We start from the raw sequence: 26,836 nt of genomic DNA, 5'->3' as shown, positions 1-26,836 counted from the left end.
TCTGAAGGTTCGTGTCATAGCGTCAGATTCCTTGATGGATCAGAGGATAATTCGGCCCGGCATAGGGCTTGCCATGCTCCAGCCCGGCATCGTCGCCGGGGAACGCACGTTCGCCTGGTTTTTCGGCGAAGATCGCATCGTCGCCCAGCCACCTCGTCGACCATGCGCGCCGCCGAGCCGCTTCGCCTGCGGGCGGTGCGCCGTGCACAGTCGCGGCCTGAAAGATCAGTGCATCGCCCGGAGCCAGGTCGAAAGCCGCGATATCATAGTGCGTGCGAGCTGCCTCGATCTCGGGCAGGGCAGCAAGGCCGGTGCCCTCATAGGATGAGGCGTCCATGAAGTGCTGGGGGTTATGCTCCTCCCAGACGTGCGAGCCACGCACGAATTCGAGCGCCGCGCTGCCGGGGATCGGGTCGAGTGCGAACCAGATCGAACAGACCTGCCGGCCCGAGACCTTCCAATAGGGAATGTCCTGATGCCACGGGGTCCGGCGCGTCGATCCCGGTTCCTTGACCAGCAACTGATCATACAAGAATCGGGCGCTGGAAGATGACATGGCCTCTGCCGCGAGGCGGGCGAGGCTGCCCTCGAAGATCGCCTCGCGGAAGGGGCTGAGGCGTTCCCACACCTGTAGCTCGCCATAAGAAAGTGGCGTTGCCCGCGAGCCTTCGTAGATTTCCGTATCATCCGGCGCGCTCGCCAGGGCGGCGTCGGTCGCTGCGGTAAGACGTTCGATCCACTGCGGCGATAGCACCTGGGGCACGCAGGTCACGCCATGCGCTTGGTAGTCGGCAAGGATGGTCTTACTGATCATGGCATCTCCCTCGTGGGCTTGAACGATACATGTGTGTATCGTAGGTATCAATGCGCTGCGTTGCGGTTTGCTGTCGCTTGGCCGGGGAGAGAGTCATGGCACGAATGACCGATGCCGAGAACTTGGTGCGCGATGCGCTGGTATGGGATAATCACACCTGCCTGCCGCTGCGGCCGGACGATCATGACTTCTTTGCCCGCTTGCGCGCCATTGCCGCGGCCGGAGTCGACGTTATCAGCGTCAACATCGGCTTCGGCCCTGTCTCGCTCGCGCAGCACGAGGCAATGATCGCCGGACTGACGCGTTGGCTGGCGCGTGAGGGTGATTGGTGCCGCCTCGTCAGGTCCGTCGCCGATATCGAGGCCGCGCGCGGGGCAGGCAAACTGGCAGTGTTCTTCGATGCCGAGGGCATGGCACCGCTCGATGCGGGCGGCGAGGCGCTGGTCGAACCGTGGCGCAAGGCCGGGGTCGGCTGGATGCTGGTCGCTTATAATGCCGCCAATTGTGCCGGATCGGGCTGCACCGACGAGGTCGATGGAGGCCTGACCGACCATGGCAAGCGCATCCTTGCCGAAATGCGCCGGGTCGGCATGATCGCCTGCTGCTCGCACACCGGCCACCGCACGGCGATGGCGGTGATGGAGCATGCAGGGGCCCCGGTGATCTTCTCGCACTCCAATGCCGCCGGGGTCTTCGCGCATTGCCGCAACATCCCCGATGACTTGATCCGCGCCTGTGCCGAGACCGGCGGCGTTGTCGGGATCAACGGCCTCGCCGGCTTTCTGGGCGAGGGGCCTGCCAGCGTCAGCCGCCTTGTCGATCACATCGAGCATGTCGCGGGGCTGGTCGGAACCGATCATGTCGGGCTGGGGCTCGACTACGTCTTCGACAAGCAGGAGCTCGTTGATTACCTCGCCTCCAAGCCCGAACTGTTCCCCGATGCGGCCAGCATGACCCACGCCACATCGATGATCGGTCCCGGGCAGGTGGGCGCGATTGCCACCGAGCTGCTGGCACGCGGCGCCGACGTACCGAGCGTCCGCAAGATCCTCGGCGAAAACTGGATGCGGGTCGCACGCGCCGTATGGCGCTGATCTACTGCGGCGATCCGCCGGCCGCGCTGGCCCGGTAGAGCGCTTCGACCCGCTGTGCCTCGGCCGCCCACATTGTGACCAATTGATCATAATGGAAGCTGGTCAGCGCTTCGGCCTCGCGCCGTACGGCCTCAGCATCGGGCAGCGCGGCAGTCTCGGGCATGGGCTGCTGGGCGTGGACGATCAGCTGTACCAGCGATCCGCCCGGTGCCTCCCGGACGTCATAACTGACGTAAGCTGTGATCCCTGTGCTGTAAACCACCCGCAGCGAAAGGAATCGGTTGGTCTCGTCGATGGTGGTGAACTGCGCCGTGCGGCGATCGACATCCTTGCCCTCGCGACGCGAGGCAATGGTGCCGCCGAGCGGCGCTTCGGGCGTAGGTGCGAGCAGCTCGATGGCAAAGCCCAGTTCGCGGTATTTGCTGCCATCCAGATACATCCGCTTGAGCTCCGCCCAAAGGAACGCGGGCGGAACGGCGAAGGTCTGGGTGAAGTTGTCGACAAAGTGGATCGGCACCGGGGCATGCGCTGCGGCCTGCGCCGCCGCACTGTCCTTGGCAGCCAGACAGGAGTATGGAAGAGGGACAAGCGCCAGCGCGACCACCCCCGTCGCCGCGCGAAGCATGCCTGCCCCCCAAGCCATCAAAAGTTTGCCTTCACGCCGATGCCGATGGTACGCGGCTGGGTGAAGATCGGTTCGACGAAAGCGCCGAAATCCGGGTTCACTTCCTTCAGCTCGTTGAACAGGTTGGTAGCGAAAACATAGGCCTCGAATGCCCCGAAATCCGCGCCGATCCGGCTGTTGACCAGCACGCGAGAATCGTTCGGGGCGATCGTGTCAAAGCCGAGCGCGCCGATCTGGCGCAAAACGATTGCGGCTTCGTCCACGTAGTTGAGGTCGGCGTGGACAAGCAGGTCGAAGCTGTCGGAAATGCGCGGCGTCCAGTCGGCGGCCACCGAAATGTTGTAGGGCGGAACCAGATCAAGCGGGTCTCCGGCGAACTTGTCGACAGCATTCGTTGTGAAGGTCACGTCATTGTGGCCAAGGCTGGCGCTGAACTGGAAGGCGTCGCTCGGCTTCAGCACCAGCGCGAGATCGAACCCGAAGCCGTCGGCCGCACCAGAGTTGAACACCGCCGTACCGCCCAGAGGCGTGACGTTCGTCGATTGGATGCCAGTATAGTCCTGATAATACAGGGCCGCCTCGATATAGGCTGCGCCTCCGAGGAACGTCAGCTTGGTACCCGCTTCATAGGTCCACAGGCTTTCCGGATCGAAAGTTGGATTGGGGGCGGCGGGGTGGAGGTTGAAGCCGCCCGACCGGAAGCCCTTGGCTGCCGAGGCGTAGATGATGGAACCATCGAAATTGGCGGTAATCGCAATGCGCGGGTTGAAGGTGTCGAAGGTCGCCTCACGTCCGCGCGTGGTGACTGAATTCGCTCCAGGACCCGCAGCATCGAACAGCGTGGTCACCGCGCGCTGATCCAGCTTCTCGCGGAAATAGCGGCCGCCCGCTTCGACCGTCAGCCAATCGAGCAAATCGAGTTCAAGGTTGCCATACACGGCGATCGACTCGCTTTGGGCGCGGCTGGCGACGCTGTCGTTGAAGATACCGAAGGCCGGTATTGGCCCCGGCCGATAGGTCGACAGCGCCAGCCCGGTGCCCTTGCCTTCGGCATAGATGCCGCCGATCAGATAGCGGAAGCTGCCGCTGCTGTCCGACGTCAGGCGCAGTTCCTGCGAGAAGCGCTCGAAATTGCCGTCCGCATCGGAGAACACCTGCGTGAAAGCGGGGAACCCGAACAGCGTGTTGAAGAACGGCGCGATGTCGCGACGCGCGAAGCTGGACTGGTCGATGTAACCAGTGACACTCAGCAGCTCTACTGCACCGAAATCATAGCTCGCCTCGAGATAGCCGAGCAGGTAGTCCTGCGAAGAAGGCGTCAGCGTGGTCTGAGCGGTATTGAGACCATCGAGCGAGAAGCTGACGCTGTCCTGCTTTGACTCGTTGTAGAGGATGGTGGCATTTACCGAGAATTGGGGGCTCGGTTCGACCAGCAGCTTGCCGCGCACCGTAGTGATCTGACGGTCGTTGTAGTCATCAGCCGTGGGACTATCGATCCAGCCACCGACTTCGCGGTGCTGAGCGGAAATGCGTAGGGCTGCCACGCCCGGCGCGATCGGCACGTTGACGAAGCCTTCGGCGCGGTAGCCTTGCTCGCCGCTCTTGATGGTGCTGACTTCGCCCGTCACCGAGCCCATGAACTCATCGAGATCGGGCTTCGCGGTGATGTACCGGATCGTGCCGCCCATCGAACTTTCCCCGTAGAGCGTGGGTTGCGGGCCACGCAGTACTTCGACCCGCTCAAGGTCGAGCAACTGAACTTCCGCAACGCCCTGCGGGCCAAGGTTGGTGACCGAAAATTCGTCGATATAATTGCCGGCGGTCGCCTGACCGAGATATTGCGAGACGCCGCGCAATTGAATGCGCTGCGAACCAGGGCCGATGTCGACAAGTCGCAGGCCCGGGACCGCCGCCTGGAGATCGTCGAGGCTGAGCGCATTGCGGCGCTCGAAGTCCTCCGCAGTGATCGCCGAAATCGCGATCGGCACCTCGGAGATCACTTCGCTTCGACGGTTGGCCGTAACGACAATCGTCGAAGCGCTGGTTGCGTCCTCCTTGGCCGCCTCGTCAGCGGATGCCCCCGCGTCCTGAGCGAGAGCTGGCGATACCGCAGTTGTGCTCGCCAGCAGCAGCGCGGCGAGGGAGAAGATGCATCGAGATGCAATAGTCTTGGCCATGTCGAACCCCCTTGTTGGGCACACTGGGTGCCGAAAAGCAGTCGTGAGCACGGGAGGAGCGCCTTTGCCCCAAGGCCCGATACACATCTGTATCGCGACGCTGCCTTCAATTTTTGCAACAGTCAATACACGAGTGTCTTGTAGTTGACATGTGGCGTGCTGTGTGTGGTTTGTACCACGGTTATGGCCGACGAAAGCGGGGCTGCGCCATTAGCGCTCTAGGAGCGCATGACCTGTGGCAACGTAGGTCCGGCGTTCGGGCATAGCCAAAACCCGCACTGCGTTGCAGCGCATTCCAGGCCCCCGCTTCCAAATAGAGTGCGGGCGCGTTGATAACGATCCGTCGGTGATCGACTTCCAGGCCGCATGGAAACGAAGCGCCATACCCGCGGGCCGATATGCGCTGATCAATGTTGTTCGAACGGTCATCGTCGGCGAAAGGCGGCAGGTTTTCGGTGACGCCAAGCTGACCACGGCGCTCGACCGGCTCACCCACCACTGACATCGGCGAAACCGGCGACGGGGGCTGGCGGTTCAAGCGCCGCGAAGCCGCATAAACCCCTTCCTTCAGACGCCCAACCTCCCGGGCTGTCCCGGTGGGTCCACAGGCAACTCCCACAGACGCCGCCGCCCGCGCCCCCCTGACGGCGCGCGGCGTCATCCGCGGGTCCCTCTTATGGACCCACCGGGGCAACCCGAAATCACTTACCACACAGAGGATCACTTTTGGGCGCCGATCGGTGGCACGACCCCGCGCCGGTTGACACATAGCGGCTTATGAAAATGATGCCGCTTATGATCCGTCGGTCATCGTTTCGCGGAACCCCGCACGAAAGTGAAAATAAGCCTTCATCCGGCGTAGCCGTGCCTCCGACAACCAGATCAGGTCAGTGACGGCAACGCTCCTCGCGCTGCCAATGATCAACCGATTATCGTCGCCCCAACACTTTATCATGCGCTTTGTCTCACAAGACATAGTGTCCCCAAAATGTTCATTGTTGACGATCAGTCGACCTCGTACGCCGGCCGGGAAGGGAGAAAAATCTTGCTCGCAGTAGCCCCGGGGAGGAACTCTATACCTTCCCCGGCTTCAGTCGCTCCGGAATTAAAGCTCCGTCCACGCGGGCAGCCTTCTCCTGGAGCCAAGTTTCGGCAAAGACGTCGCGGCTCCGCACGTGTGTGACAAGGTCGCGGACGAGACGGTCGAATGCGCCGATGAGCGTTCGCGCCTCGAGCATTTCGAGCTCGTCTTCGAGCTGCAGTTCGAGATCACGCAGGCTCGCCATGGCGATCGTCATCAGCTTGTTGTCAGCGCAGCGAACGGCGAGTTCCGGGGAGCGTAGAGGCACGCTGGCGAGAATGGCAAGCGGATCGCTGTTCGTCGCCCTCGCGAAGCTGGCGATCCGTTCATAGGATACGCGGCCGCTTCCGGCTTCGAAATGCTCGTAAGTCCGGATTGGCAGGCCCATGGCGGCGGCGACCTCCGATGGTCGGAGCCGGCGATGAAGGCGCACCGCGCGCAGCGCCTTCGACAATATCATGTCCTGGGCAGTTTCATCTGCGGACTTGCGGCTCATTATTATGCCCTGCCTTGCACCGGATAACAGCGGTCTGAGATTTTTATGGTCCTGATCTATGACAAGAGCACTTGTGTTCTGGCAAGCCGGGATCGCCTATTTGAAGCAAGGGTCGGCATTTTTATGGCTGTGTTCGGCGAACCTTGGCGACAATGACGCAGAGTGCTGCGTGGTCGGCGTTTCCATTTGGCAGAAGCTGCGCAGAATCAGGCGGACGTCCGGAAGATGGCGCCTTCGCTGAAGGCATTTCGGTACTGAGCTGGTAGTCGTTGCCCTGCCGAGCGATCGGGAGGCAGGCATGCAGGACAGGTCGAGGCATCTCGTTTACAGCCGCATTCGCGCGGGCCTCGAAGCCGGCATGCTTGCTGCAGGGAGCACGCTGCGTGTTCCCGAGCTCGCAGGGCATTTTCGGGTCAGCCACACACCGGTGCGGGAGGCTCTCGCGGGTCTCCACGGCGAGCGTCTCCTCACGCTCGAACATCGCCAAGGATATCGCGTGCCGTGGCCGCGCCCTGCCGAACTGAGTGCGCTTTATCAGTGCAGCGGACTCCTTGTCACGGGCGCGATCAGTCGCGGCGACACCGAGGACGTCCGGCAGGCGCTGCTGTTATTACCAGAACCGCAGGACGTAAGACTCGTCATGCGAGCCTGCATTGCGCCCCTCGAAAACGAAGTGCTGCTGGCAATGTTTGATACGGTTTGCGCGCGCCTTGCGCTTGCACGCCGCGCAGAAGCCGCGCTTTTCGACATCGCCGCCGAGGCGGCGGCGCTGGCCGCAGCCTGCGCTGCGGGTAGGCCAGCTCTATTGCGCGCCATGCGCGCTCACCATGACAAGCGCATCCACAGCGCCGGCACGCTATCCCGACCTGATCGGACGGCAGACGCCACAGCCGATCACGCAATTATAAGTCCAATATCGTACCGATATCGTTTGTCTGTCGGCGGCGCGTCGGGCGTCATGGTGCCCGCCATCTCATCCTGATGGCGAAGCACAGGAAAGGACCGATCGATGAAAACGATGACACGGAAGATCGTGCGTATCGGCAGCGCCCGGCGCGAAACCCGGGCAACGACGCTGCCCGGACGCGCGGAGTTCGAGGGCTCGCCGTTCAACTTCGTCTTCTGAAACGAGAGGCGGGCGGCGTCGCTGCCGACGCCGCCCGCTTTCTTCAAGTCTGATGTTTGCGGTTTTAGCCGATGACGTCCGGCTCGCATGGTGCGACGGGGACGCCGTCTTCCTGAAGGCCGGCGACTATATTTGCGTTCCGCGCCGGCACGCGGTTGCGCTCGCAGACGCGATCAACGGTAAGCCGATCGCCGAGACCGGGGCCGTGCTTACCGAACTCCGCGAACAGGGGCTTCTCGCATGGCGCGACGAACGTCTGCCCCCACGCGCAGCCGTTATCGTCGCCGCGTCAGACCTCGGCGATGTCGCACGTCGTGAACCGGCGGGCCTTCGCGACTATGCCCATCTCCTGATCGCCGCGCTTTACGTGCCGTTGCAGCTGATACGCCGAAGACCCGAGGCATGGCTGCGATACCTGCCGCCGCAGGCGCTCACACCCCGCGGCACACCCGAACAGCTGGCGCGCCGGTTCCTGCGGCTGCGCGGTCTCATTCCGGCAAGCGGGCGCTGTCTTCCGGCGTCGCTGCTGCTGATCAATTTTCTGCGGCTCGGCGGTATCGCCGCCGACCTCGTGATCGGTGTGCGCACGCACCCGTTCGAGGCGCACTGCTGGGTGGAGACGGGCGGAAAGGTGCTCAATGATGAAATCTGCTACTGCCGCAGCTTTTCCCCGATCTTCGTTTGGCGCGGCGCCGCCCGCATGGATCCTGATCCGGCGGCTTGAGGACCATGACGCCGCGCGCCGCCGCGAGGCCGCGCTGCGCCTCATCGTCCGGGAGGCCGGTCTTGCGGAGCAGGTCGCGCAGGACGGGCTGCTGATCGCATCGTCGCACGAACGTGTGAGCGTCGCGGACGACGTCGTTCTGATCGGCGATGTTTTCGGGCGGAGGGGCGGGGTCGACATGTCGCCGCCGCGCGGCGACCCCGCCGATCACGCCGCCTGGCTCGTCGAGAATCGCTGGGGCCGCTACGCGGCGGTTTTTCTCGGCGGCACGGGACCGTCGCTGATGCGTGATCCCATGGGCATGATGCCGCTCCATGGCCTCGAGATCGACGGCGTTCTTGTCGCCGCGCCCGACGTGCCGCCGTGGCTTCGCACGATGGGGACGGCGCTGCGCGTCGATCAGACCGCGCTTGCGCATGCGCTCGCGCATCCGCCCTTGCTGACCTGGGCTCCGGTGCTCACCGGCGTTCGGACCCTGACGCCCGGCGTGCTTCATTCGCGGCACGCAAAGGGCTGGAACGAGACGGTGATCTGGCACCCGGCGCGGTTTGTTTCCAACGCGGGGGAGGACGCTGAAACGCTCAAGCGCCGGCTCGCCGACCGCGTCGACATGTGCGTCGCCGCCTGGGCCGCGCGCTACCCCGCGCCGCATCTCGAACTCTCGGGCGGGCTCGATTCGGCGATCGTGCTGTCGAGCCTTGCCCGCGCCGGACTGACGCCAAGCGCGACCAACTTCACGACGGGCTATGAAGGCGGCGACGAACGGCGGTTCGCACGCCCGCTCGCGGAGCGCTACGGCATCCGGCTTCAAGCGCACGATGCGCGCGCGGCCGCGATCGACTATGCGCGGCTCGCAGGCGACGTGCCCGGCGCCGCGCCGCAGCTGCACGGGCTCGACCCCGTTCATGAACAAGTGATCGCGGACCATGCTGGGGCGGCGGGCGCGTCGGCGATCCTCACCGGGCAGGGCGGTGACGCGGTCTTTTTCCAGATGCCGAGCCTCGGCATCGCCGCCGACCTCGCCGTCGCAAACGGTCTCGCCGCCTTTCGCGACCCGCTTGTCCTCGACCTCGCCGCGCGCACCGCCAGATCCGCCGGGCGCGTGCTCGGCGTCATGCTGCGCGAGCGGCTCATCGGCACGCCCGTCGGGCGCGACACGTTCGACCGGCGCTTGCTCGGGAGTGCGGTGCTGGATGTGCTCGAGCCTGAACGTCTGCGGCACCCCTGGCTTGCCGGTCTCGGGGCGCTGCCGCCCGGCAAGCGCGTGCAGCTCGAGGCGATCGCCAATTGTCAGCTGTTCTTCACTCCCGTCCGGCGGGGCATCGACCGGCCGCTCATCCACCCGCTGCTCTCGCAGCCGATCGTCGAGCTCTGCCTCTCGATCCCGACCTGGCAGCTCGCGCCCGACATCCGCGACCGCGGCCTCGCGCGCGATGCGTTCCGTGCGCGCCTGCCCGAAGCGCTGCTCGCGCGGCGCCGCAAGGGCGAGGCGTCGACCTATTACAACCGGGCGATCGCGGAGAATTTGCCCTTCCTCCGGGACTATCTGCTCGGCGGGCGGCTCGCGGAAATGGGTCTTCTCGACAAGACGCGTCTCGAGACCGCGCTCGACGCGGACCGCATGATGCATGTCGACGAGACGCGGCCCGTACCGCTCTACGTCAGTTTCGAGGCGTGGCTTCGCCGTCAGGGCTGATTGCGCGCATCGCCGAGATGCCGCTCGAGCCAGTCGAACACGCGCGTCCATTGATCGCGGATGTTCGCGGGGCTTGTCGGTGCGTGCGCCTCGCCGCGGTAGCGCACGAGCACGGCGTCGCGGCCGAGCCGGTAGAGCGCGGTGAACATGCGCTCGGCGTGCGCGACGGGGACGAAATCGACGTCGCCGTGGATGAGGAGGAGCGGTGTCGTCATCCTGGGCGCGGCATAGAGCGGGCTGTTGCGGATATAGCGCTCCGGGTTCTCCCAGAGCGGCACGCCCATGCGGCCCTGGCCCGCCTCGAACCAGCCGGCGCCCGGCGTCAGCATCATGCCGCGGTCAAGATCGGTACGCGGGTCCATCGAACCGTAGCCGCCGGCAAGATCGCTGATCGCCGCCGACGCGATGATTGCCTGGAAGCGCGCCGTGCCTGCTGCGGCGGCAAGCGCCGCGTAGCCGCCGTAGCTGTGCCCCCAGAGCGCGGCGCGGTCTGTGTCGACGAGGCCGGTACCGCCCGCCGCATCGAGCGCGGCGACGATCTCGGCGGCGAGCGCCTGCATCGGCTCGCCGGGCGTCTCGGCAAGCGGCAGCCCCGGGTAGAGCACCCCGTAGCCGCGGCCCGCGAGAAGTTCGCCGTTGACGACGGGCTGCAGGCGGTTGATCGCCGGGGTCGGCGGCGCGTCGCCAAATGTCGCGCCGGGGTAGGGGATGACAACGACGGGCATCTTGCCGCGCGCGCCATTGGGGCGCAGCAGCCAGTGCCGCACGCGCGCGCCGGCGCGCGTCACGCTGTCGATCGGGATCGCGTCCGCCGTATCGACATCGGCGAGATGCGCGTTGATCCGGTCGATCGTCGCGCGCGTCCCCGCGCGCCGCAGCGTCTCGGCCGCGGCGCTGCGGTCAAGGACGATCGCCGTGCCGTCCGACCCGAGCGCGACGAGCGCGTCATCGCGCCCGAGCGGAATACGCCGGTCGCCGACATGGACGACGCGCGCATCGCCCCGGCGCACCGTGACGATCGCGCGTTCGGGCGGCGTCGTCAGCCGGCGCGGACCGAGGCTGTAGATGTCGAGCGGCGTGAGGCCTGTGGCCTCGACGCCCTCGAGGCGCGCGTGCACGCGGCCGTTTTTGTCGATCGCGAGGAGTGTGCCGTTCGCGACGAGCTGCAGTCCATGCGCCGAGAGCGCGGCGAGCGGTCCCGGCGGCGGCGCGAGCGCGTGCGTGAGGTTTTTGGGCGCGCGTCCGGGCGCGAGCGCGTACCAGTCGGCGCGGCCGCCGGGCGGCTTCGCGAGCACGAGCGGAACCGCGCCCATCCAGCCCGCGCGCAGCACGAGCGAGCTCCCGAATTCGCGCGCGATCACGGGCGCCGCCGTGCCGGTATCGAGCGTCCCGAGCCGCTGCGTCCGGGCGTCGTAAACGCGGAGCCGCCCGCCCGACCAGTCGCCGCGCGTCCGCGCATAAAAGAGCAGGCGTGTATCCGGCGCCGACCAGGCGAGGAGGTTCGGAAGCACGTCGCACGAAGGGCAGGGCGCGCTGACCGCGCCGGTTTCAAGATCGACGACGGCAAGCCGGCGGCGGCGGACCTGGAACGCGGGGTCGATCGGCGCGTCGCCCTCGGGCTGGAGGCTTTCCCCAAAATGCACCACCGCGACATGGCGGCGGTCGGCCGACAGCGCGACGTCGGCAATGTCGGCGGTCATGAGGACGTCCGCGCGGCCGGTCGCGGCATCGACGCGGCGCAGCGTCTTGGCCGCGATGACATGCGTCAGGAAGCGGCCGCTGCCGCGCACGTCGACCGACGCCGCGCGGCCGGCTTCGGCCATCGCCCAGCCCGCGCGCGCAAGCCGCTGCGCGAGCCCCCCGAAATCGAGGCTCGCTGGGAGCTGCGCGCCCGGCATCGCGACCTGGAGGAACTGCGCGTCGCTGGTCCAGAGTACGCCCGGCGCCTGCACGGGTATGTCGGGGGCGTAGTCGAGCCAGCGTACCTCGCGCCGGTCAATATCGACGACGCCCGACGAAAGCCTGCCCGCCTTGAGGCGGAAGACCGCGAGGCGTCTGCCGCCCGGCGAAAGCCCCGCCGCCCAGTAACCCGCGTCCGCCGCCTGCGCGAACAGCGGCTCGGCCCGCCGGCCGGGCGCCGCGACCAGCAGCTTCGAGAGCTGCCGGTCCATATGGCTGTCGTAGCGGTAGTCGGACGCGCTGTCGTAGCGCGCCTGGCGGGTGATGATGACGCCGCCCGGCGCGGCGAGCACCTGCCCGTAGCCCTCGAGCCGCAGCATGTCATCGACCGTATAGGGCCGCGCGAGGGCGGGCATGGCGACGAGCGCCAGCACGAGGCCGGTCAGGAACCGCATCGCGGAAACTCCCGCGCTACCAGCGGCGCGAGAGCTGCAGCGAGACCTGGCGGCCCGAGGGGTCGGCGTTCGCCGGATCATAGCCGACGCCGAAGCTGTTGTTCACGAACGGTGGGTCGTTCGCGAACAGGTTCTGTACGCTGAGCGCGAGCGTCAGCCCTTCGGCCCACGTCACGTCTTGCGGACTGTAGCGCAGCTGCGCGTCGAACGTCGTCCCGGCGTCGACCTTGCGCGCCGGCGTGCTCAGCGGGTCGGCGTAGCCATCGACATAATTCATTGTCAGCGTCAGCCCGACGTCGCTGCGGTTCCAGCCCGCGCTCGTTCGCACGCGAAGGTCGCTCGGGAAACCCACGGTCGCCACCTTGTCGCTCATCGGCGCGGCGGTGGTGATGCGGCGCTTGTAATCGGTGAGCCAGGTGCCGCTGAGTGCCAGCGAGGCCTCGCCCGAACCCAGTGTCCAGCGCTGCGCGAGCTGGACGTCGAGCCCGCGCACGACGACGCGCGCGGTGTTCGCATAGCGGCCGTCGACGACGACCTGGAACGCGCTTACCGGTAGCGACCCGCTCACCATCGAGCCCGGATGCGCGATGAGCGCTTCGACATAGGCGACGTCGTCCGGGTTCGCCGCGTCGATGAAGCGCAGGAACGGTGCAAAATCGGGATCGAGAAGCACGCGCGACAGATCCTCGTACGCCGGGCGCCCGATCCGGCCGCGAAACCGCGTCTCGAAGAGATTGACCTCGGCGCTGAACCCCGCGCGCGCCGGTGCGAACCGCGCGCCGAGCGACAGCGAATGCGCGCGTTCGGGGTCGAGATCGGGATTGCCGCCGCCGAGCGAGATCGCGGTCATGCGCCCGCCCGCGGGTGTCGCCAGCTGCGTCGCGCTGACGTTCAGCGGATCGCCGATCTCGCGAAGCCCAGGCGCGCGGAACGACGTGCCCCAGCTGCCGCGAAGATCGAGGCCCTGGAGGGGACTCCAGACGAGCCCGAGCTTGGGGTTGGTCGTGTGCCCGAAGTCGCTGTAGCGCTCGTGGCGCACCGCGGCCGACAGGTCGAGGCGCTGGAGCCCCGCGCGCGCGTTTCCCGCGCCGACGATCGGCACCGACAGTTCGGCGAAGACCGCGCGCACGCTGCGGTCGGCATCGACCGGCTGCAGCGTTGCGGGGGTCGTTCCCGAATAGAAGGACGAACCGCGGCGATCGAGGAACTCGCGGCGGACGCCCGCGCCGAGCGCAAGCCGGATATCGCCGTCCGCGTGCGAGACGAGCGTCCCGTCGGCCTTGACGTCGGCGGTCGCGAGCCGGCTTTTCACATATTCGCGCGAAAAGCCCTCGGCGATGAAATCGAGCACGTCCGCGCCGTTGAACGGCACCGCGCTGTAGGGATTGAAGTAGCCGTCGCGTGCCGTGCTCCACGCCGTTGCCGGATCGTCGGGGATCGTGCCGAGCGCCTCGAACGCGTGCGTCTGGTTGACGAGATTTTCGTAGACGTTGCGCGTGCGCTCCTGCGCATAGCCGCCCGAGACCTCGATGTCCCAGTCGCCGCCCGGCGACCAGACGGCGCCGCCGACCGTAGACCAGCTCTCGACGCGCCCCGTGCTCCGCGCCGGACCGATCTCGGGGCCGAAGGCGTAGCCGATATAGTCGAACGCCGACCCCGTCGGGCTCACGAACCAGGGATTGGCGGCGGTGACCGGCAACAGCGCGACCGAGGCCGGGCTGAGGAACGCGAACCGCCGGTGGCTGTAGCGGCCCTCGGCGAACAGGCGGATGTCCCCGACGCGCTGCTCGGCCGATACCCAGCCGCTGTGCCGCGTCTGCTCAGGCAATATGTCGGCGCCCTCGCGGAAATTATAATAGTTCGCGCCCGACGTGAAGTCGCCCGGGGCGAGCGCGGTGCCGTCCTGGCCCGCGGGGATCGCGAACGCCGGGAGCAGGCTGCCGCTCGGCCCATCGAGCCTGAGGATCGTGCCCGGATAGGCATAGGTCGTGCGGAAGTCGTCGCCGCCCAGAGGGCGAAGATCGAACGAGGCGGCATAGGGCCGCGCCGACGCGGCGAGCGCGTCGCGGTGCTGATACTCGTACGCCGCGACGAGCTGTCCGCCGCTCCACGCGGCGCCGCCCGTCTGCGCGAGCAGATAGTCCTGCGCGCCGCCCTTCGTCACCGTGCCGATCCGCGCGCGCGTCTCCCAATGCGTGGGGTCGCGCTTCAGGATTATGTTGACGACGCCGCCGACCGCGTCCGAGCCGTAGAGCGCCGAGGCGCCGTCGGGGAGCACCTCGATGCGGTCGATCGCGATCAGCGGCACCGACGAGATGTCCGAGAAGTCGGCGTTGCTTCCCGATCCCGCGAGGCGGCGGCCGTTCACCAGCGTCAGCGTTGCGTCGCTGCCGAGCCCGCGCAGGTTGGCGCTCGACCCGAACCCTGAATTGACGATCGAGCGGTCGATGCCGGTGATGCTCGTGTCCTCGCTTCCCGTGCCGCCGAACGACTGCGGCAGTGCGGCGAGCACCTCGGCGACGCTCGCATAGCCCGACCGGTCGATGTCGGTGCGGTCGATGCGAATGACGGGCGCCGCCGGGCGCGCGCCCCGGATGTTGCTGCCGGTGACGACGATCGTCTCGGGGTCGTTCGCCGGCGTCCCGGCGCGCGCCGCGCTGCCGTCGGCGCGGGGCTTCGCAGGTCGCGGCGGCGCGGATGGTTTGGCGCGCGGCGCCGGCGTCTTCGCCTCGAGCACGAACACCGAGGGCGACACCGCGCGCACCGCGATCGGCGCGTCGCCGAGCAGGCGTGCGAGCGCCGCCTCGGGCGTAAAGCGGCCACCCAGCGCCGGCGCCGTGCGGCCGGCGACGAGCGCGCTCGTGTAGAGAAGCTGGCGCCCGGTCTGGTTCGCCAGCGCCTTCAGCGCGCCGTCGAGCGGTCCGGCCGGAATGTGAACGCTGTAGTCCGTCTCCGCCGCCTGGACCGCGGCGGGCATCGCGGGCACCGCGGCCGCGCCGAGGAGCAGCACCGCGCGCATCAGACCCGTTTCGATCGTCATCAAATCCCCCTGTTCCCTCGCCCGGCTTTCGGGCCGTCATGCGCGGCGCGCGCTATCGCGCCGTCACAAACAGGAACGTCAGGAGCGTGCCCCGACCCTGAACGCGGAATCAAATAATTCTGCGGGGCTATTCGCTGAGGCGGATCGTCCCATTGGGGAGGGTTTCGGCGCGGAGCGCGAAGAGCGCGCCGACCGCGCTCACGAACGCCGCGCGGTCGCCCGTTTCGAAGACGCCGTTCACCGCGCGCGCGCCGTACCCCTCGGCGGCGAGCACGACGGGGTCGCGGCTGTAGCGGTTGACCTCGGCGATCGCAGTAATGAGCGGCGTCTCCTCGAACACGAGGCGGCCCGAGAGCCAGCCGGTCAGCGCCGCGATGTCGGCGGGCGCGGGATCGCCGATCTTGCCCTTCGTGACGCGCACCGCCTCGCCCGGCTCGAGCATTCGCGTCGCGCCGCCCGCGGACACCGAGACGCGGCCCTCGGCGAGCGCGACGTGGACGCCGCCTTCGCGCCTGACGAGGAATCGCGTGCCGAGCGCGCGCACGTCGGCGTCTCCCGCCGCGACGACGAACGCGCGCGCTGGATCAGGCGCGACCTCGAAAAAGGCCTCGCCGTCCTCGAGAATGACGCGGCGCGTGTCGCCGTCAAAGGCGATGCGCACGCTGCTCGCGGTGTTCACATGGACGCGGCTGCCGTCGTCGAGCCGGACGATGCGCTGCTCGCCGACTGCGGTGCGGATGCGCTCGGGGAGTGTGAAATAAACACCGCCGACCGCGGCGGCCGCGAGCGCCGCGAGCACGCCGCGGCGGCGCCAGCGCTGCACCTCGGCAGGGCGCGCGAGCGCATCGGCGACCGCGCGCGCGATTTCGGGATCGCGTTCGAGCGTGCCCGCCGTCTCCCACGCGGCCTGCGCCTTTGCGAACGCCGCGGCGTTCGCGGGCGCTTGCCGCCACGCGTAGAACGCCTCGAGATCGGCGGTCGAGACGACGCGCGCATTCAGTCGCGCGAGCCACGCCGCAGCCTCGTCGATGCTATCGTCTCCCGTCATCGCCGTTCGTCCGTCCCCTCGTCCCCGAGCGCGGCGGCGCAGTAGGCCAGCGCCTTTCCCATCCGCCATTCCACGGTCTTCACCGCGATGCCGAGATGGTCCGCAATCTCCTCGTAGGTCATAGCGGAGAATCGCGAGAGCACGAAAACATCGCGGCAGACGGGCGGCAGCGACAGGATGGTCTCCTTGAGCACGAGGACGGCGACCTGGTCGGGCATCGCGGCCGGGGTCTCCGCGTCGCCGAGCCGGTCGATCGCGATCGTATCGCCGCGCCGCGCGCGCCGCCGCGCGTCGTCGCGCACGAGATTGCCGGCGATGCTGAGGAGGAGCGCGCGCGGGTGCCGCGCCGCCGCCTCGGGCGCGTAGCGCGCGAGCCTGAGCCACGCCTCCTGGACGACGTCGTCGGTGTCGTGCGGCGCCGTGCCGAACCGGCGCATGAGCGCGGCCCTCAGCCAGGCGCCGTAGCGTCGGTAGAGCGTCTCGATCCCCGGCAATCCGGCCTGCGCCGCCGCGTTCCCTCGTTCCCTCGCCATCGCCGCCTCCCGCCGTCGTGCGGGGCGCGGGCGCGCGATCGCGGTCACTGGCCTGGCAGCGGGAACGCCCGCCGCGTGCCCCGCGGTTGCAGGGGACGGGCAGGGGCGCGGCACGCGCCGGTCGCGGCGTGTCGCGGGTCGAATCCGTGCACAGGGGTTTCCACGCCCCTGCCGCCGGCCGGCGCCGGCGACAGGTGGAATCTTCGCGCAGGCACGCGGCGCGCGCAAGGAAAAGGGGGGTCGGGTGTTGGAACCCCTGTGCAAGAGGCCCGCTATCTGAACCGGCGGCGTATCGCCGATGCGGCTGGGCCGCATCCCCCGGCGCGTTCACCGGTCCTGCGTCACGGCACCCGACCGAAAACCACTCTATCGCGCGCCTGTCATAAGCGGCAACGCGCGGCGTGCCCGGCGCCTCGGCGTGCTGCGCGCGCGCGGCCTCTCGGGGGGCGTCCGGCGCCGCGCCGACATGGGGCGAAATTGTCCATTCGGCGTGGGGACTCGGCGGCGATCAGGCCGGGATTCGGCGGGGTTTGCGGGTTTTCCGCCAAAGTTTGCCGATTCCGCCCCAGAAAAATGCAGGATCGGGTGATTCGCGGACGGCGCGGCGCCGGCTTGCTCGCCACCGCCGCCCCCGCGTGGTTCGCTCGTGCTCGCCGTATCGCACAGCAGCGAAGGGGGACCCATGATCACCGTGCCGCCCGCCGATGGCTTGCCGTTTCACCACGATGCCGCCGGATTCGCCTGGGAATTCCTGCGCCGCAATCCCGCCTACCGCGCCGCGGTCGCCGATGCGCGCTTCCGGCCTGCCGTGGCGGGCGATGTCCGCGACGCGGGGCTCGAGATCGTCACGGCGGGGATGGCGGACGCCGCCGCCCGCGTCTGGGGGCTCGACTTTCGCGGAACACCCCGATGTCCCCGCCGCTGACGCGCGCCTGTTCTGGTCGGCCGGCCTCGACCCCGCGGCGCTCGCCGCCGAGGCCGCGCCGTCGCCCCGCGGCATCGACCTTGCCGCCTTGCCGTTCCGCGCCGTGTTGCTGCGCGGCGGTGCGGAGGACCGGCTGATGCTCGCGCGCGGCGGCCGGCGCGTCACGCTCGGCGTTCGGGGGTGCGTCCACGCGTGCCGCATCGATCTCGTCTTCGCCGTGCCGCTCGCGGGGCTTCGCGCGCAGGCGCTCGGGCTTCGCCGTCTTGCCGCGCTCATCGCCGGGCGCGAGGCGCGCGCGCTCTGGCCGCCGCTCCCGAAGGCCGCGCGCTACGCCGCGATGCTCAGCGCGCTCGACGCGCGCGCTGCGGGGGCAAGCCTGCGCGACATTGCCGAGTTTCTCTACGGCGCGCGCGCCGTCGCCGCCGGCTGGTCGGGGCGCTCGGATCACCTGAAGAGCCGCGTGCGCCGCCTCGTGCGCGATGCCGCGGCGATGCAGCGCGGCGGCTACCGCGCGCTCGTCGCGCGAGGCGGGGGGAGCAGCAAGGGCGGCGGAGGCGGCGGCGCGCATCATGCAGAATAATCTTGTGAATAGAGACGTTTCGGGCGAGTCTCGGTATCATGCGCACCGACCTTGATCATCTGCCCGAGCGCAAGCGCCGCGAGCTCGAGCGTGCCGTCCGCATCCTCTTCGAGGAGTTCGACGATGCGCTCGCCGGGCGCAACGCGCCGCACCGCAAGGCCGGGCGTATCCTCAAAGTCATTCTCTACGGCTCGCACGCGCGCGGCGACTGGGTCGAGGATCCCGTCGGCGGCTATGTCTCCGACTACGACCTCCTCGTCGTCGTCAATCATGAGGAGCTCGCCGACCCGATCGAATACTGGGCGAAGGCCGACGACCACCTGATGCGCGAGGTGACGCTGACGCGCGCGATCGGCGTTCCCGTCAACTTTATTGTCCACAGCCTCGCCGACGTGAACGGACAGCTCCGGAAAGGCCGCCCGTTTTTCGTCGACATCGTGCGCGACGGCATCCTCCTCTATGAAGCGCCCGACCATCCGTTCGACCGGCCCGGCAAGCTCGCGCCCGAGGAGGCGCGCGCCGAGGCGAGGGCGAGCTATGATGAATGGTTCCCGAGCGCGACGGAATTTCTTGAGCTTGGCTTGATCGCAAGGCGCGAAGGGATGGAGAACAAGGCTGCATTCTTGTTCCATCAGGCTGCCGAGCAATATTATCACTGCGTTTTGCTCGTGCTGACTTTGTACTCACCCAAGTCGCACAAGCTGAACTTTCTGCGTTCGCGCTGCGAGGCTTTGGACGATCGGCTGATTGCCGCATGGCCAAGGGACACGAAGGTCGCGCAGCGCTGCTTCGAGCTGCTGCGGCAGGCCTATGTGAATGCGCGCTACTCGCCGCATTACAAGATCACGCCTGAGGAGCTGGCATTCCTTTCCGAGCGTATCGCCGTGCTCCAGGGCCTTGTCGAGACGATCTGCAAGGAACGCCTCGACGGGTGAGGGGCGGGCGCCCCGCGCCCCCTCCGGGGCGCGGCCGCGCTCTGCGCCGCCGGCCGTGCCGGCTCTGCCGGGTCGCGGTCCCGCGTCCCGGCCTTCTCAGGCGACGATCGCTGGCGCGGAGCAGGATGGAGGAACGGCGGGGATGTTGGACACCGCGTAATTGATTTAGCCACCCTCCTGGATGGTACGAAGTCGCCTTGGCGCTTCAATGCAGGAGGGTGACCGATGTCGATCTTTGCCGGTTTGGATGTGAGTGACAAGACCACCCACGTGTGCGTGGTCGATACGGATGGCGTGGTCTTGAAGCGCGATGTCGTAGCCAGCGATCCTGATGTTCTTGCCAAGTGGCTCGGCAAGCACTGCTCTGGCCTGGCCCGTGTTGTTTTGGAGACCGGCCCTCTATCGACGTTCTTGTACCATGGTCTCACCGAGCGGAGCATCCCGGTCGAGTGTATTTGCGCCCGTCATGCGAAGGGCGTGTTGGCGGCCCGCGTGAACAAGAGTGACGTACATGATGCCGAGGGGCTGGCGCAGCTTGCTCGGACAGGCTGGTTCAAGCGCGTGCATATGAAGGCGTCAGCAACGCACATCGACCGCGCTGCCCTGCGCATTCGCGCCCAACTGATCACAACACGCGTGGCCATGGGTAACCAGCTGCGCGGACTCCTCAAGTTGTTCGGCCTGCGCCTCGGCGCTGCGCGCACGCCGGGGAAGCGACGCGAGCGACTAATCGCATTGTATCAGCAGCGGCCAGATCTCGAGCCGCTGTTCGCGCCTTTGGTGACTTCCATGGAGATAATCGAAGAGCAGCTGCGTGCTTCCAATCGGCTGCTGGAAAGCCGGGCGACTGAGGATGTCGTTTGCAGCCGGCTAATGACCGTTCCCGGCGTTGGCCCGATCACTGCGCTGACATTCACCGCCAGTGTTGAAGATCCGCACCGCTTCGCCCGTAGCGAGGATGTCGGCGCCTACGCTGGGTTGGTTCCACGACGTAGCCAGTCAGGCGAACGCGATGTCAACGGCAACATATCCAAGGCTGGCGATCCAATGCTGCGCCGATCGCTCTATGAGGCGGCCAATATCATGCTGTGCCGTGTGCAGCGGCCATTTGCCCTCCAGCAATGGGGACAGAGGATCGCAGAATCTAAGGGCAACAAACGCGCCAGGATTGCAGTTGCCCGCAAGCTAGCCGTGCTGCTCCATTCGCTATGGGTGAACGAGACGGAGTTCCGTTGGGCATGACCCCAGCGCCCTTCTTCCCGGTCAGCCATGCCAGGGTGATCTCGCCCGGACTGTAGAGGCCACAACCTCGAGTTGGACCCAGAGACGCCCACCCCTTTTCGCCCGGCCGCGATCATGAAGGCTCGGACACAACGCAACCATACGCTGTCCGATGACCTCGAAGACAACCATTGGCACCGGGAAAAGGAATGCCCATGAGAAAATCAATTAGACAACTGACCGGAACGGCAGGTTATGGGGCGTGAGTCGCGGATAGCTGCCGCGAGCTGGCGCTATGTCCTACGACAGCTACGTGCCTCAGTTTCTGTTGTAGCGGTCTAAATTTCGTCAGCCCGAGAGTGGTCGCTCGCCAAGTCCTGCATCGGGATGTTCGCCAGCAGATGGCCAAACCGGATGTATTCGGACCACCATTCCCAAGCGCTTCAAGGCAATCTTGCACTAACAAACCACACGGACCACTCGGTGGGGGCCGGTCATCCGGACCTCAGGTCCGCACAAGGTTGTATGGCCTTCTGCCGGTTCGGCCAACACCGAGGTGGGCTTATTCATGCTGCACCGGCATCGCGTTCGAAGTTGATGAGCGCTTTGCAACCGATTGTCGAGTGTACAGTGCCCAATTATATGAGCCATTCAATTCAGACAAACACGTCGGTCATGGCTCACCACATGAACATCCGCACGCCGTTGATGCGCACGAACAATTTATCGAGATGCCAGACGCTATCGGCACGCCAGCACTTGCAGTGAATGTTGGCGTCGATTGCAGGACCGAATTTGTTGGTCTAACGGCTAACCGTCTAGGAACTGAGGTCTATTGCACGCTCGGCCAGCAGATCTTCGTCGCCACGCAGGCTCGTAGTGAAACGGAAATAGAGCCAAGCCGCCAAGCAGATGGTGTCAGGCGACAAGCGTTGACGCTTGTGGGAAATGGGTTTCATTGTCGCCTCTCTATGCGACGGATGGCTGCACGGGGAATCAAATTACCGTTTGCCTGACAGCTCCAACAAGATCGACTTGCGGTTAGAATACAGTTATGTATGTTAATGAATTGTATCGTGATTCAACGAGCAGTATCGGCTTTGTCTGCGACCCATTGGCCCGCGTGCCGCAGGCATTGTCAGGCTCGCTGAATGCACGGTCAACATAGCAACGGGCCGCTGAAGGCTAGATCAAGAGCTTCCGCTACGCGCGGGAACCCTTTTGCCTCCAAAGCGGCAATCAAATCGGGGGAAGATCGATGGAAATAGACCGCCGCAATGCGACAACTCTGATCGCTGGATCGATAGCCGCGTTGGCTGTTCCAAAGCCCGCATATGCGGCTCCCTCGCTAGCTCGGACCAATCTGTCTCCGGCATTGTGGCCTGCGAATGAATACAAGCGGTTCATGCGTGCTCAGCTTCACGATCGCACCGCTGCCGGTTCTGCAATGGGAACCGGGGGTGCCGTTACTGTTGCATATAACGGCTTGGCCGCCCGCGCTGGGCTTGAGGCGCTCAAGCAAGGAGGATCGGCAGTCGATGCGGCCATGACGACTGCGCTCACGCAGATTGCGTTGACCGCTGGAGCGCCGGTCAGTTACTTTGGTATTCAGTCGCTGGTCTATTACGAAGCGAAGACTGAAAAAATTTACACAATGAACGCTGAGTGGAACACGGTTGCTAACGAACGCGATCCACTCTCGATTCCTGGAGGGCTCGATCTTTCCAGCGAGGCAGGCCGCCGGGGAAGTGGGGCGCCAAGCGGGCGTACGGCGCTTGTAGGCGGCTTCATGAAAGGTGTCGAGGCCGCGCACCGGCGATTCGGCAGATTACCTTTTGCCAGTTTGTTCGACCCAGCAATCTTTATAGCCGAAGACGGAATGCCGGTTTCGCGTGAACTGGCCGACCAGTTCAGATTTCGGCACGATGACCTGGCGCGCCTACCTGATACACGCGCGACGTTCCTGAAGCCAGACGGCTCCGCTTATCAAGCAGGCGAGATTTTCAAGCAGCCAGCGCTCGCTGAAACGCTCCGCCGGGTCGCATCGGTGGGCAGCGACTATATGTATGGGGGTCCTTGGGGACGCAAGCTGGTCCGTGCGGTTCGTGCTAATGGCGGCAAAATGACGCTGGAAGATCTCCAGCGTTACGAAGCGATCTGGGCCGATCCGATTTCGGCATCTTTAGCGGGCGGATATAGCGTATTCACCAATCCTTGGCCGAATTCGGGCGGTACGGCACTGATCGAAGCGCAGAATCTTGCCGTTGTCTCCGGTCTGGCCGATGGGCCGCACTGGACCAGCGACGGAGATGCGCTCCGCAAGGTGCTTGACATTTGCAACATGGGCTATGTGAGCGAGCTTCCGGCTGCTGTGGTCGCCGCGGCTTTTCCCGGACTCGACATGTCGCCTGACGCGCGCATTACGATGAAACACGCCGAAGCGCTCTGGGCCCGCATCAAATCGGGCACCCAACTCGTGCCTTTCGCGAAAAATACCGTGCGCCATTCAGACGATGTCGTGGCGATCGACAAGGACGGTAACATTGCGGCTATCACTCTCTCGATCAATTCGGTGATCTGGGGCAAAACGTGCATCGTGATCGACGGGATTACAATCGGGGATCCCGGCTCGTTCCAGCAGCAAGCGATCGCAGCGACCGGGCCAGGCAAGCGTTTGCCGGCGATCACCGAAACGGGGATACTCATGAAAGGTGGACACCCGGTGATCGGATTTGCCTCGATGGGTGCCGGTCTTCATCTCCGCACCTTTCAATGTCTTCAAAATGTTACGGCTTTTGGCATGAACGTCGAGCAAGCCATCAACACGGCCGACCTCTTTGCGCCAGGGCTCGATCTAAAGACGATGCAACAGACCGTCCATGTTCCTCAGGGCCGCTTTAATCCGCTGGTGCTCGATGCAACCGGCTACTCATGGAAGGAATTGCCGATGAGCGAGGCGAGGCCGGGCGGCGAAGGCAAATGGGTTGCAATAAGTCGCAACCCCGACACCGGCTTGTTGCATGCCGCATCGCATAACCGCAGCAACAGCGACGCGGTTGCCTTCTGAAACTGAAAATGTGCCAGACACGAGGTGAAGTAACATGACAGTCCTTATAAACGCACAAATCTTCAATGGACTGGAACCAAGCCTTGTCGCAGGCAGGAACATATCCGCCGCCCATGGCAAGATTGTGGAGATTTAGGATCGCACCAAGACAGGCTGCAGCACAAACTGCCATTACTTGGAGAATAAAAGAATGAGATTTCGTAGTCTTATTGCTGCAACGGCTTTAGCTAGCCTAGCCATTATGCTGGCAGGCCCAACTTTTGCCGCGAAACCCGCGCCTATTGCGGCCGAAACCGCTGCGGCAACATTCAATCGGATTGACCTGCAGATCGACGCGCCCTGCGAGATTGTGTGGTCTTATGTGATTGATCGTTCAAAATGGAAGGATAACTTCGTCAGCCGCACCATCCTGGAGCCCGGCCCGGTTGGGGAGCTCGCGGAATATAAGGCTCGGCTCGGGGGTCAGGTGATGGCGCGCATGGAACGGACAGTCGCCTATGCGCCAAACCGACGTCTTGTCTATCTGATTGCCGCTGATGAAACCTATACCTTTGCAGCTTACGAACTGACGCCAAATTCGCGAGGATGTACCCTACAATTGTCGATCAGTCTTGTTTCCCCAACCCATCTCTTTTCCGAAAAATCGTTGCGTGAAGCGGTTGCTCGCGAAACGCAGGGCCTTATCGAAAGTGACCATAGCAAAGTGAAGGCATTGGCCGAGCAAGACACATCGAGGAAAAGTCGTACCAGTAAGTAAGGCAGTTGCGGCGCGCCGCTGAACTGGCTCAGTTGTCAATGTGCTCAGGCCAAAATTGTGACGGTCGAGCAGGCCGGCCTACACCACGGGTTAGGACACTATCCCAAGATGGACTGTTTAGGTCGACGATATGTTGGCTGAATTTCTTGAGGGAGCTTGATAGTGCCAAAGGATGAGCAAAACAGATGACGCAGTTTTTTGTTTAGGGCAAACGCTCGACTGATCCTGAGGCGCTGGGCGGCGATATGGACATCGGGCGGATTGTCGCCGGATCGCTGATGAATCGGGAGGTCAACCGATCCGCCGCCTACCGCGGCTATGCGGCCCCGCTCGTTGGATACGAATCGAAGGCAGGCGCACAGCGCTTCCCTCAGATGTTGCCATTCCTCGGGGGTGCCGACGGGGATCCCGAGGGCCAGGAAGAATGCTTCCGGCTATTGCCAAGGCTAAAGAAACCAACCCATTTCTTCTGGGGCGACAGCGACAGCATTTTCCCAGCAGAGCAGGGCCGGGAATGGGCTGCGACTGTGCCAGGTTCAACATTCGATCTCATGCCCAACGCTGGACACTTCATTCAGGAAGACGCCGGCAGGGCTATCATCGAACGCGTTGCGGCCTATGTTGGTTGACCAGCAGAACTCGCATTATTTCAGATGCGTAAGCATTTCAGATACGTAAGCAACCATGGCGTTGGTACTAAAAAGGAGAGAGCCGCAATGACCGCTGCCAACCTGATTGAATCCTCCCTTGTCTGGGACAATCATGGCTGCATGCCCCTGCGCCCTTTCGATGAGGAGTTCCTGCCGCAGCTGAAGCGCTACCGCGACGCGGGTGTCAACGTCGCGATACTGAACATCGGGTGTGGTGAGCAAGGCATCGAAGACCATGTCCGCGTGCTTGCTGCCTTTCGCCGCTGGCTCAAAGACCATCCGGCGGACTATGTCATCGTCGAGACGGTTTCCGACATCGAACAGTCGCGTGCCGACGGCAAGCTGGCGGTGGCGTTCGACATCGAGGGTGCGAACGGGATTGCCGACCAACCTAGCTTGCTCGGTCTCTACTACGATCTCGGCGTCCGCTGGATGCTGATGGCCTACAACCGCAACAATCGGGTCGGCGGCGGATGCCATGATGAAGATGGGGGGCTGACCGATTTTGGACGCGAGGTACTCGACGAGATGGCGAAAGTGGGCATGGTCGCCTGCTGCACTCACACCGGCTACCGCACTGCGATGGACGTGATGTCCTACTCTTCCAGACCGGTGATCTTCAGCCATTCCAATGCTCGCGCAGTACACGATCATCCGCGCAACATCACCGACGAACAGATGAAGGCCTGCGCAGCTACGGGTGGGGTCGTGGGCATCAATGGCATCGGAATCTTCTTAGGCGCGAATGACAACTCGCCGGAGGCTTATGTGCGGCACCTTGACCATGCTGTGCAGCTTATTGGCCCCGACCATGTTGGCATCGGCTTGGATTACGTCTTCGATCAGCAAGAACTCGACGATTACGTAAGGACGATGGCTCACACATTCCCCAAAGGTATGGGCTACGAAGCCGGTGTCCGCATGGTCGCTCCGGAGGCGATCGAGCCAATCGTCGAGCGGCTTGTCAAGCTCGGCTATTCAGACGCTGTGCTGCGCGCCGTCCTCGGCGAGAACTTCCTGCGGGTAGCGCGAGAAGTGTGGCGGTGATTCGTTTTAGGTTTTGACGCCTCCACGCATCTTTGAGATCTTTCTCACTTCAACATGCGCTAATGTATGTTGAAGTGAGAAGTTGGATCGGTTAGCCATCCGGGAATGCGCGTTTTGCGTCACGCCAGGGAGTATCCATGGCCAGCAAACATCAACCGTCTTGTGTTTTCGCGCACCGGTAAGAGCCGGAATAATCGCCGCGGTAACGGCGCTGATCGCAAGTCAAGGGGGAGATATCCGGGAAGCCCAAGTCTTTGGCGATCCGGAAACGGGCGGATTCTTTCAACGTATGGCGATCGCAAGTCCAATCGACCGGGAATCATTATCCGCAGCTTTTGACCGGCCCCCAGTGAGTGGCCGCGTTGTTTGTTAGTTTAAAATTGCCTCCGGCGCCATGGCTGGCCGTAGGTGAAGCGTAGCGGAACCGTAGGGCAGCCATGGCGGAGTTGCCGCTTCGGCGGCTGGAGGCCGATAGCCCAGCGAGCTGTGCGGCCTCTCGGTGTTGTAATGTCGCCGCCAGGCTTCGATCAGGATCTGAGCTTCGGCCAGGGTGTAGAAGATTTCTCCGTTCAAGAGCTCGTCACGCATCGAGCCGTTGAAGCTCTCGCAGCAGCCATTTTCCCATGGGCTGCCCGGCGTGATGTAGAGCGTTTTCACGCTGATCTTGGCAAGCCATTGCTGGACGGCATTGGCGATAAATTCGGCGCCGTAGCGCATTGGGAAACGGCCTATTGAAGGGCCGGATTGCCTGGATGGAGACAAGGGCGCGTAGCGCCCGCCGGCTTCATCAAGGCAGTCATGACCGGCCAGCAGGTCTCTAAAGTGAAGTTGTCGACACAACCCTTT

General features: G+C 65.0%; 23 protein-coding genes. 14 read left to right on the top strand and 9 right to left on the bottom strand.

All coding sequences use genetic code 11. The features are described from left to right. Positions 1–22: 22 nt before the first annotated feature. Positions 23–814, bottom strand: a complete 792-nt coding sequence (locus DFR51_RS09150) for a phytanoyl-CoA dioxygenase family protein (protein WP_121050120.1) — start codon at positions 812–814, stop codon at positions 23–25. A 95-nt stretch (positions 815–909) separates the two neighbouring features. Here DFR51_RS09150 and DFR51_RS09145 point away from each other — a divergent pair, with 95 nt between their 5' ends. Beyond that, a complete protein-coding gene (locus DFR51_RS09145; protein ID WP_160119014.1) occupies positions 910–1,908 on the top strand; it encodes a dipeptidase in 999 nt (332 codons plus the stop codon). Position 1,909: 1 nt separating this feature from the next. On the opposite strand, the gene DFR51_RS09140 is transcribed toward DFR51_RS09145, so the two are convergent. Both DFR51_RS09140 and DFR51_RS09135 read right to left on the bottom strand, forming a co-directional pair. Next, positions 1,910–2,533, bottom strand: coding sequence for a hypothetical protein (locus DFR51_RS09140; RefSeq protein WP_121050114.1), 624 nt, complete (start codon positions 2,531–2,533; stop codon positions 1,910–1,912). Positions 2,534–2,550: 17 nt separating this feature from the next. Further along, positions 2,551–4,710, bottom strand: a complete 2,160-nt coding sequence (locus DFR51_RS09135; protein ID WP_160119013.1) for a TonB-dependent receptor — start codon at positions 4,708–4,710, stop codon at positions 2,551–2,553. 283 nt (positions 4,711–4,993) lie between these two features. Here DFR51_RS09135 and DFR51_RS18995 point away from each other — a divergent pair, with 283 nt between their 5' ends. Then, the gene (locus DFR51_RS18995) at positions 4,994–5,212 is read left to right on the top strand and encodes a hypothetical protein (protein WP_170151763.1); all 219 of its coding nucleotides are present in this window, start codon (positions 4,994–4,996) and stop codon (positions 5,210–5,212) included. 571 nt (positions 5,213–5,783) lie between these two features. Here DFR51_RS18995 and DFR51_RS09130 read toward each other — a convergent pair. Next, entirely contained in the window at positions 5,784–6,251 is a 468-nt protein-coding gene (locus tag DFR51_RS09130) for a helix-turn-helix domain-containing protein (RefSeq protein ID WP_243446555.1), read from the bottom strand. Between the two features lie 334 nt (positions 6,252–6,585). On the opposite strand from DFR51_RS09130, the gene DFR51_RS09125 reads away from it, so the two are divergent. The 3 genes from DFR51_RS09125 to DFR51_RS09115 all read left to right on the top strand — a co-directional run bounded on the left by DFR51_RS09125 (position 6,586) and on the right by DFR51_RS09115 (position 9,833). Further along, positions 6,586–7,269, top strand: a complete 684-nt coding sequence (locus DFR51_RS09125) for a GntR family transcriptional regulator (RefSeq protein ID WP_121050105.1) — start codon at positions 6,586–6,588, stop codon at positions 7,267–7,269. A 196-nt stretch (positions 7,270–7,465) separates the two neighbouring features. Beyond that, complete coding sequence (locus tag DFR51_RS09120) at positions 7,466–8,137, top strand: lasso peptide biosynthesis B2 protein (protein WP_121050102.1); 672 nt, start codon at positions 7,466–7,468, stop codon at positions 8,135–8,137. Then, positions 8,055–9,833, top strand: a complete 1,779-nt coding sequence (locus DFR51_RS09115) for an asparagine synthase-related protein (protein ID WP_207790678.1) — start codon at positions 8,055–8,057, stop codon at positions 9,831–9,833. Before DFR51_RS09120 ends, DFR51_RS09115 begins: the two co-directional genes overlap by 83 nt. Here the strand turns inward: DFR51_RS09115 and DFR51_RS09110 are convergent. From DFR51_RS09110 to DFR51_RS18990, 4 genes are all read right to left on the bottom strand, one after another. Further along, complete coding sequence (locus tag DFR51_RS09110) at positions 9,824–12,187, bottom strand: S9 family peptidase (protein ID WP_121050096.1); 2,364 nt, start codon at positions 12,185–12,187, stop codon at positions 9,824–9,826. The genes DFR51_RS09115 and DFR51_RS09110 overlap by 10 nt on opposite strands. 16 nt (positions 12,188–12,203) lie before the next feature. Then, entirely contained in the window at positions 12,204–15,227 is a 3,024-nt protein-coding gene (locus DFR51_RS09105) for a TonB-dependent receptor (RefSeq protein ID WP_121050093.1), read from the bottom strand. A 127-nt stretch (positions 15,228–15,354) separates the two neighbouring features. Continuing rightward, the gene (locus DFR51_RS09100) at positions 15,355–16,275 is read right to left on the bottom strand and encodes a FecR family protein (protein ID WP_160119012.1); all 921 of its coding nucleotides are present in this window, start codon (positions 16,273–16,275) and stop codon (positions 15,355–15,357) included. Further along, on the bottom strand, positions 16,272–16,808 hold the full coding sequence (locus DFR51_RS18990; RefSeq protein WP_160119011.1) for an RNA polymerase sigma factor: 537 nt from the start codon (positions 16,806–16,808) through the stop codon (positions 16,272–16,274). The genes DFR51_RS09100 and DFR51_RS18990 overlap by 4 nt, the downstream gene beginning before the upstream one ends. Positions 16,809–17,490: 682 nt before the next feature. Here DFR51_RS18990 and DFR51_RS19330 point away from each other — a divergent pair. The 9 genes from DFR51_RS19330 (at position 17,491) to DFR51_RS09060 (ending at position 25,990) form a co-directional block, all read left to right on the top strand. After that, positions 17,491–17,733, top strand: coding sequence for a transcriptional regulator domain-containing protein (locus tag DFR51_RS19330; RefSeq protein ID WP_162500675.1), 243 nt, complete (start codon positions 17,491–17,493; stop codon positions 17,731–17,733). Then, a complete protein-coding gene (locus tag DFR51_RS19145) occupies positions 17,627–18,313 on the top strand; it encodes a DUF2285 domain-containing protein (RefSeq protein ID WP_243445481.1) in 687 nt (228 codons plus the stop codon). Before DFR51_RS19330 ends, DFR51_RS19145 begins: the two co-directional genes overlap by 107 nt. Positions 18,314–18,351: 38 nt before the next feature. Continuing rightward, a complete protein-coding gene (locus tag DFR51_RS09085; RefSeq protein WP_121050080.1) occupies positions 18,352–19,248 on the top strand; it encodes a HEPN domain-containing protein in 897 nt (298 codons plus the stop codon). A 225-nt stretch (positions 19,249–19,473) separates the two neighbouring features. After that, positions 19,474–20,490, top strand: coding sequence for an IS110 family RNA-guided transposase (locus tag DFR51_RS09080; RefSeq protein ID WP_121050076.1), 1,017 nt, complete (start codon positions 19,474–19,476; stop codon positions 20,488–20,490). Positions 20,491–21,092: 602 nt separating this feature from the next. Further along, the gene (locus DFR51_RS18795; RefSeq protein ID WP_126494431.1) at positions 21,093–21,485 is read left to right on the top strand and encodes a hypothetical protein; all 393 of its coding nucleotides are present in this window, start codon (positions 21,093–21,095) and stop codon (positions 21,483–21,485) included. A gap of 242 nt (positions 21,486–21,727) precedes the next feature. Next, positions 21,728–23,536: a gamma-glutamyltransferase gene (locus tag DFR51_RS09075; RefSeq protein WP_121050072.1), complete on the top strand. Its 1,809-nt coding sequence runs from the start codon at positions 21,728–21,730 to the stop codon at positions 23,534–23,536. Between the two features lie 190 nt (positions 23,537–23,726). Beyond that, positions 23,727–24,293 carry an SRPBCC family protein gene (locus DFR51_RS09070; protein ID WP_121050069.1) on the top strand — a complete coding sequence of 189 codons (567 nt, stop codon included), beginning with the start codon at positions 23,727–23,729 and terminating at the stop codon, positions 24,291–24,293. 245 nt (positions 24,294–24,538) lie between these two features. After that, positions 24,539–24,922 (top strand): alpha/beta fold hydrolase, encoded by a 384-nt coding sequence (locus DFR51_RS09065; protein ID WP_121050064.1) that lies wholly within the window; start codon positions 24,539–24,541, stop codon positions 24,920–24,922. 87 nt (positions 24,923–25,009) lie between these two features. Continuing rightward, complete coding sequence (locus DFR51_RS09060; RefSeq protein ID WP_160119010.1) at positions 25,010–25,990, top strand: dipeptidase; 981 nt, start codon at positions 25,010–25,012, stop codon at positions 25,988–25,990. Between the two features lie 369 nt (positions 25,991–26,359). On the opposite strand, the gene DFR51_RS09055 is transcribed toward DFR51_RS09060, so the two are convergent. Next, the coding region (locus DFR51_RS09055) for an integrase core domain-containing protein (RefSeq protein ID WP_243446554.1) at positions 26,360–26,836 on the bottom strand (477 nt) is incomplete at its 5' end.

Origin of the sequence: Sphingosinicella microcystinivorans (assembly GCF_003634215.1) — a bacterium.
Taxonomy (GTDB): domain Bacteria; phylum Pseudomonadota; class Alphaproteobacteria; order Sphingomonadales; family Sphingomonadaceae; genus Sphingosinicella; species Sphingosinicella microcystinivorans.
The sequence above is the reverse complement of the archived record's forward strand: the minus strand, read 5'-3'. Positions and strand labels throughout refer to the sequence as shown.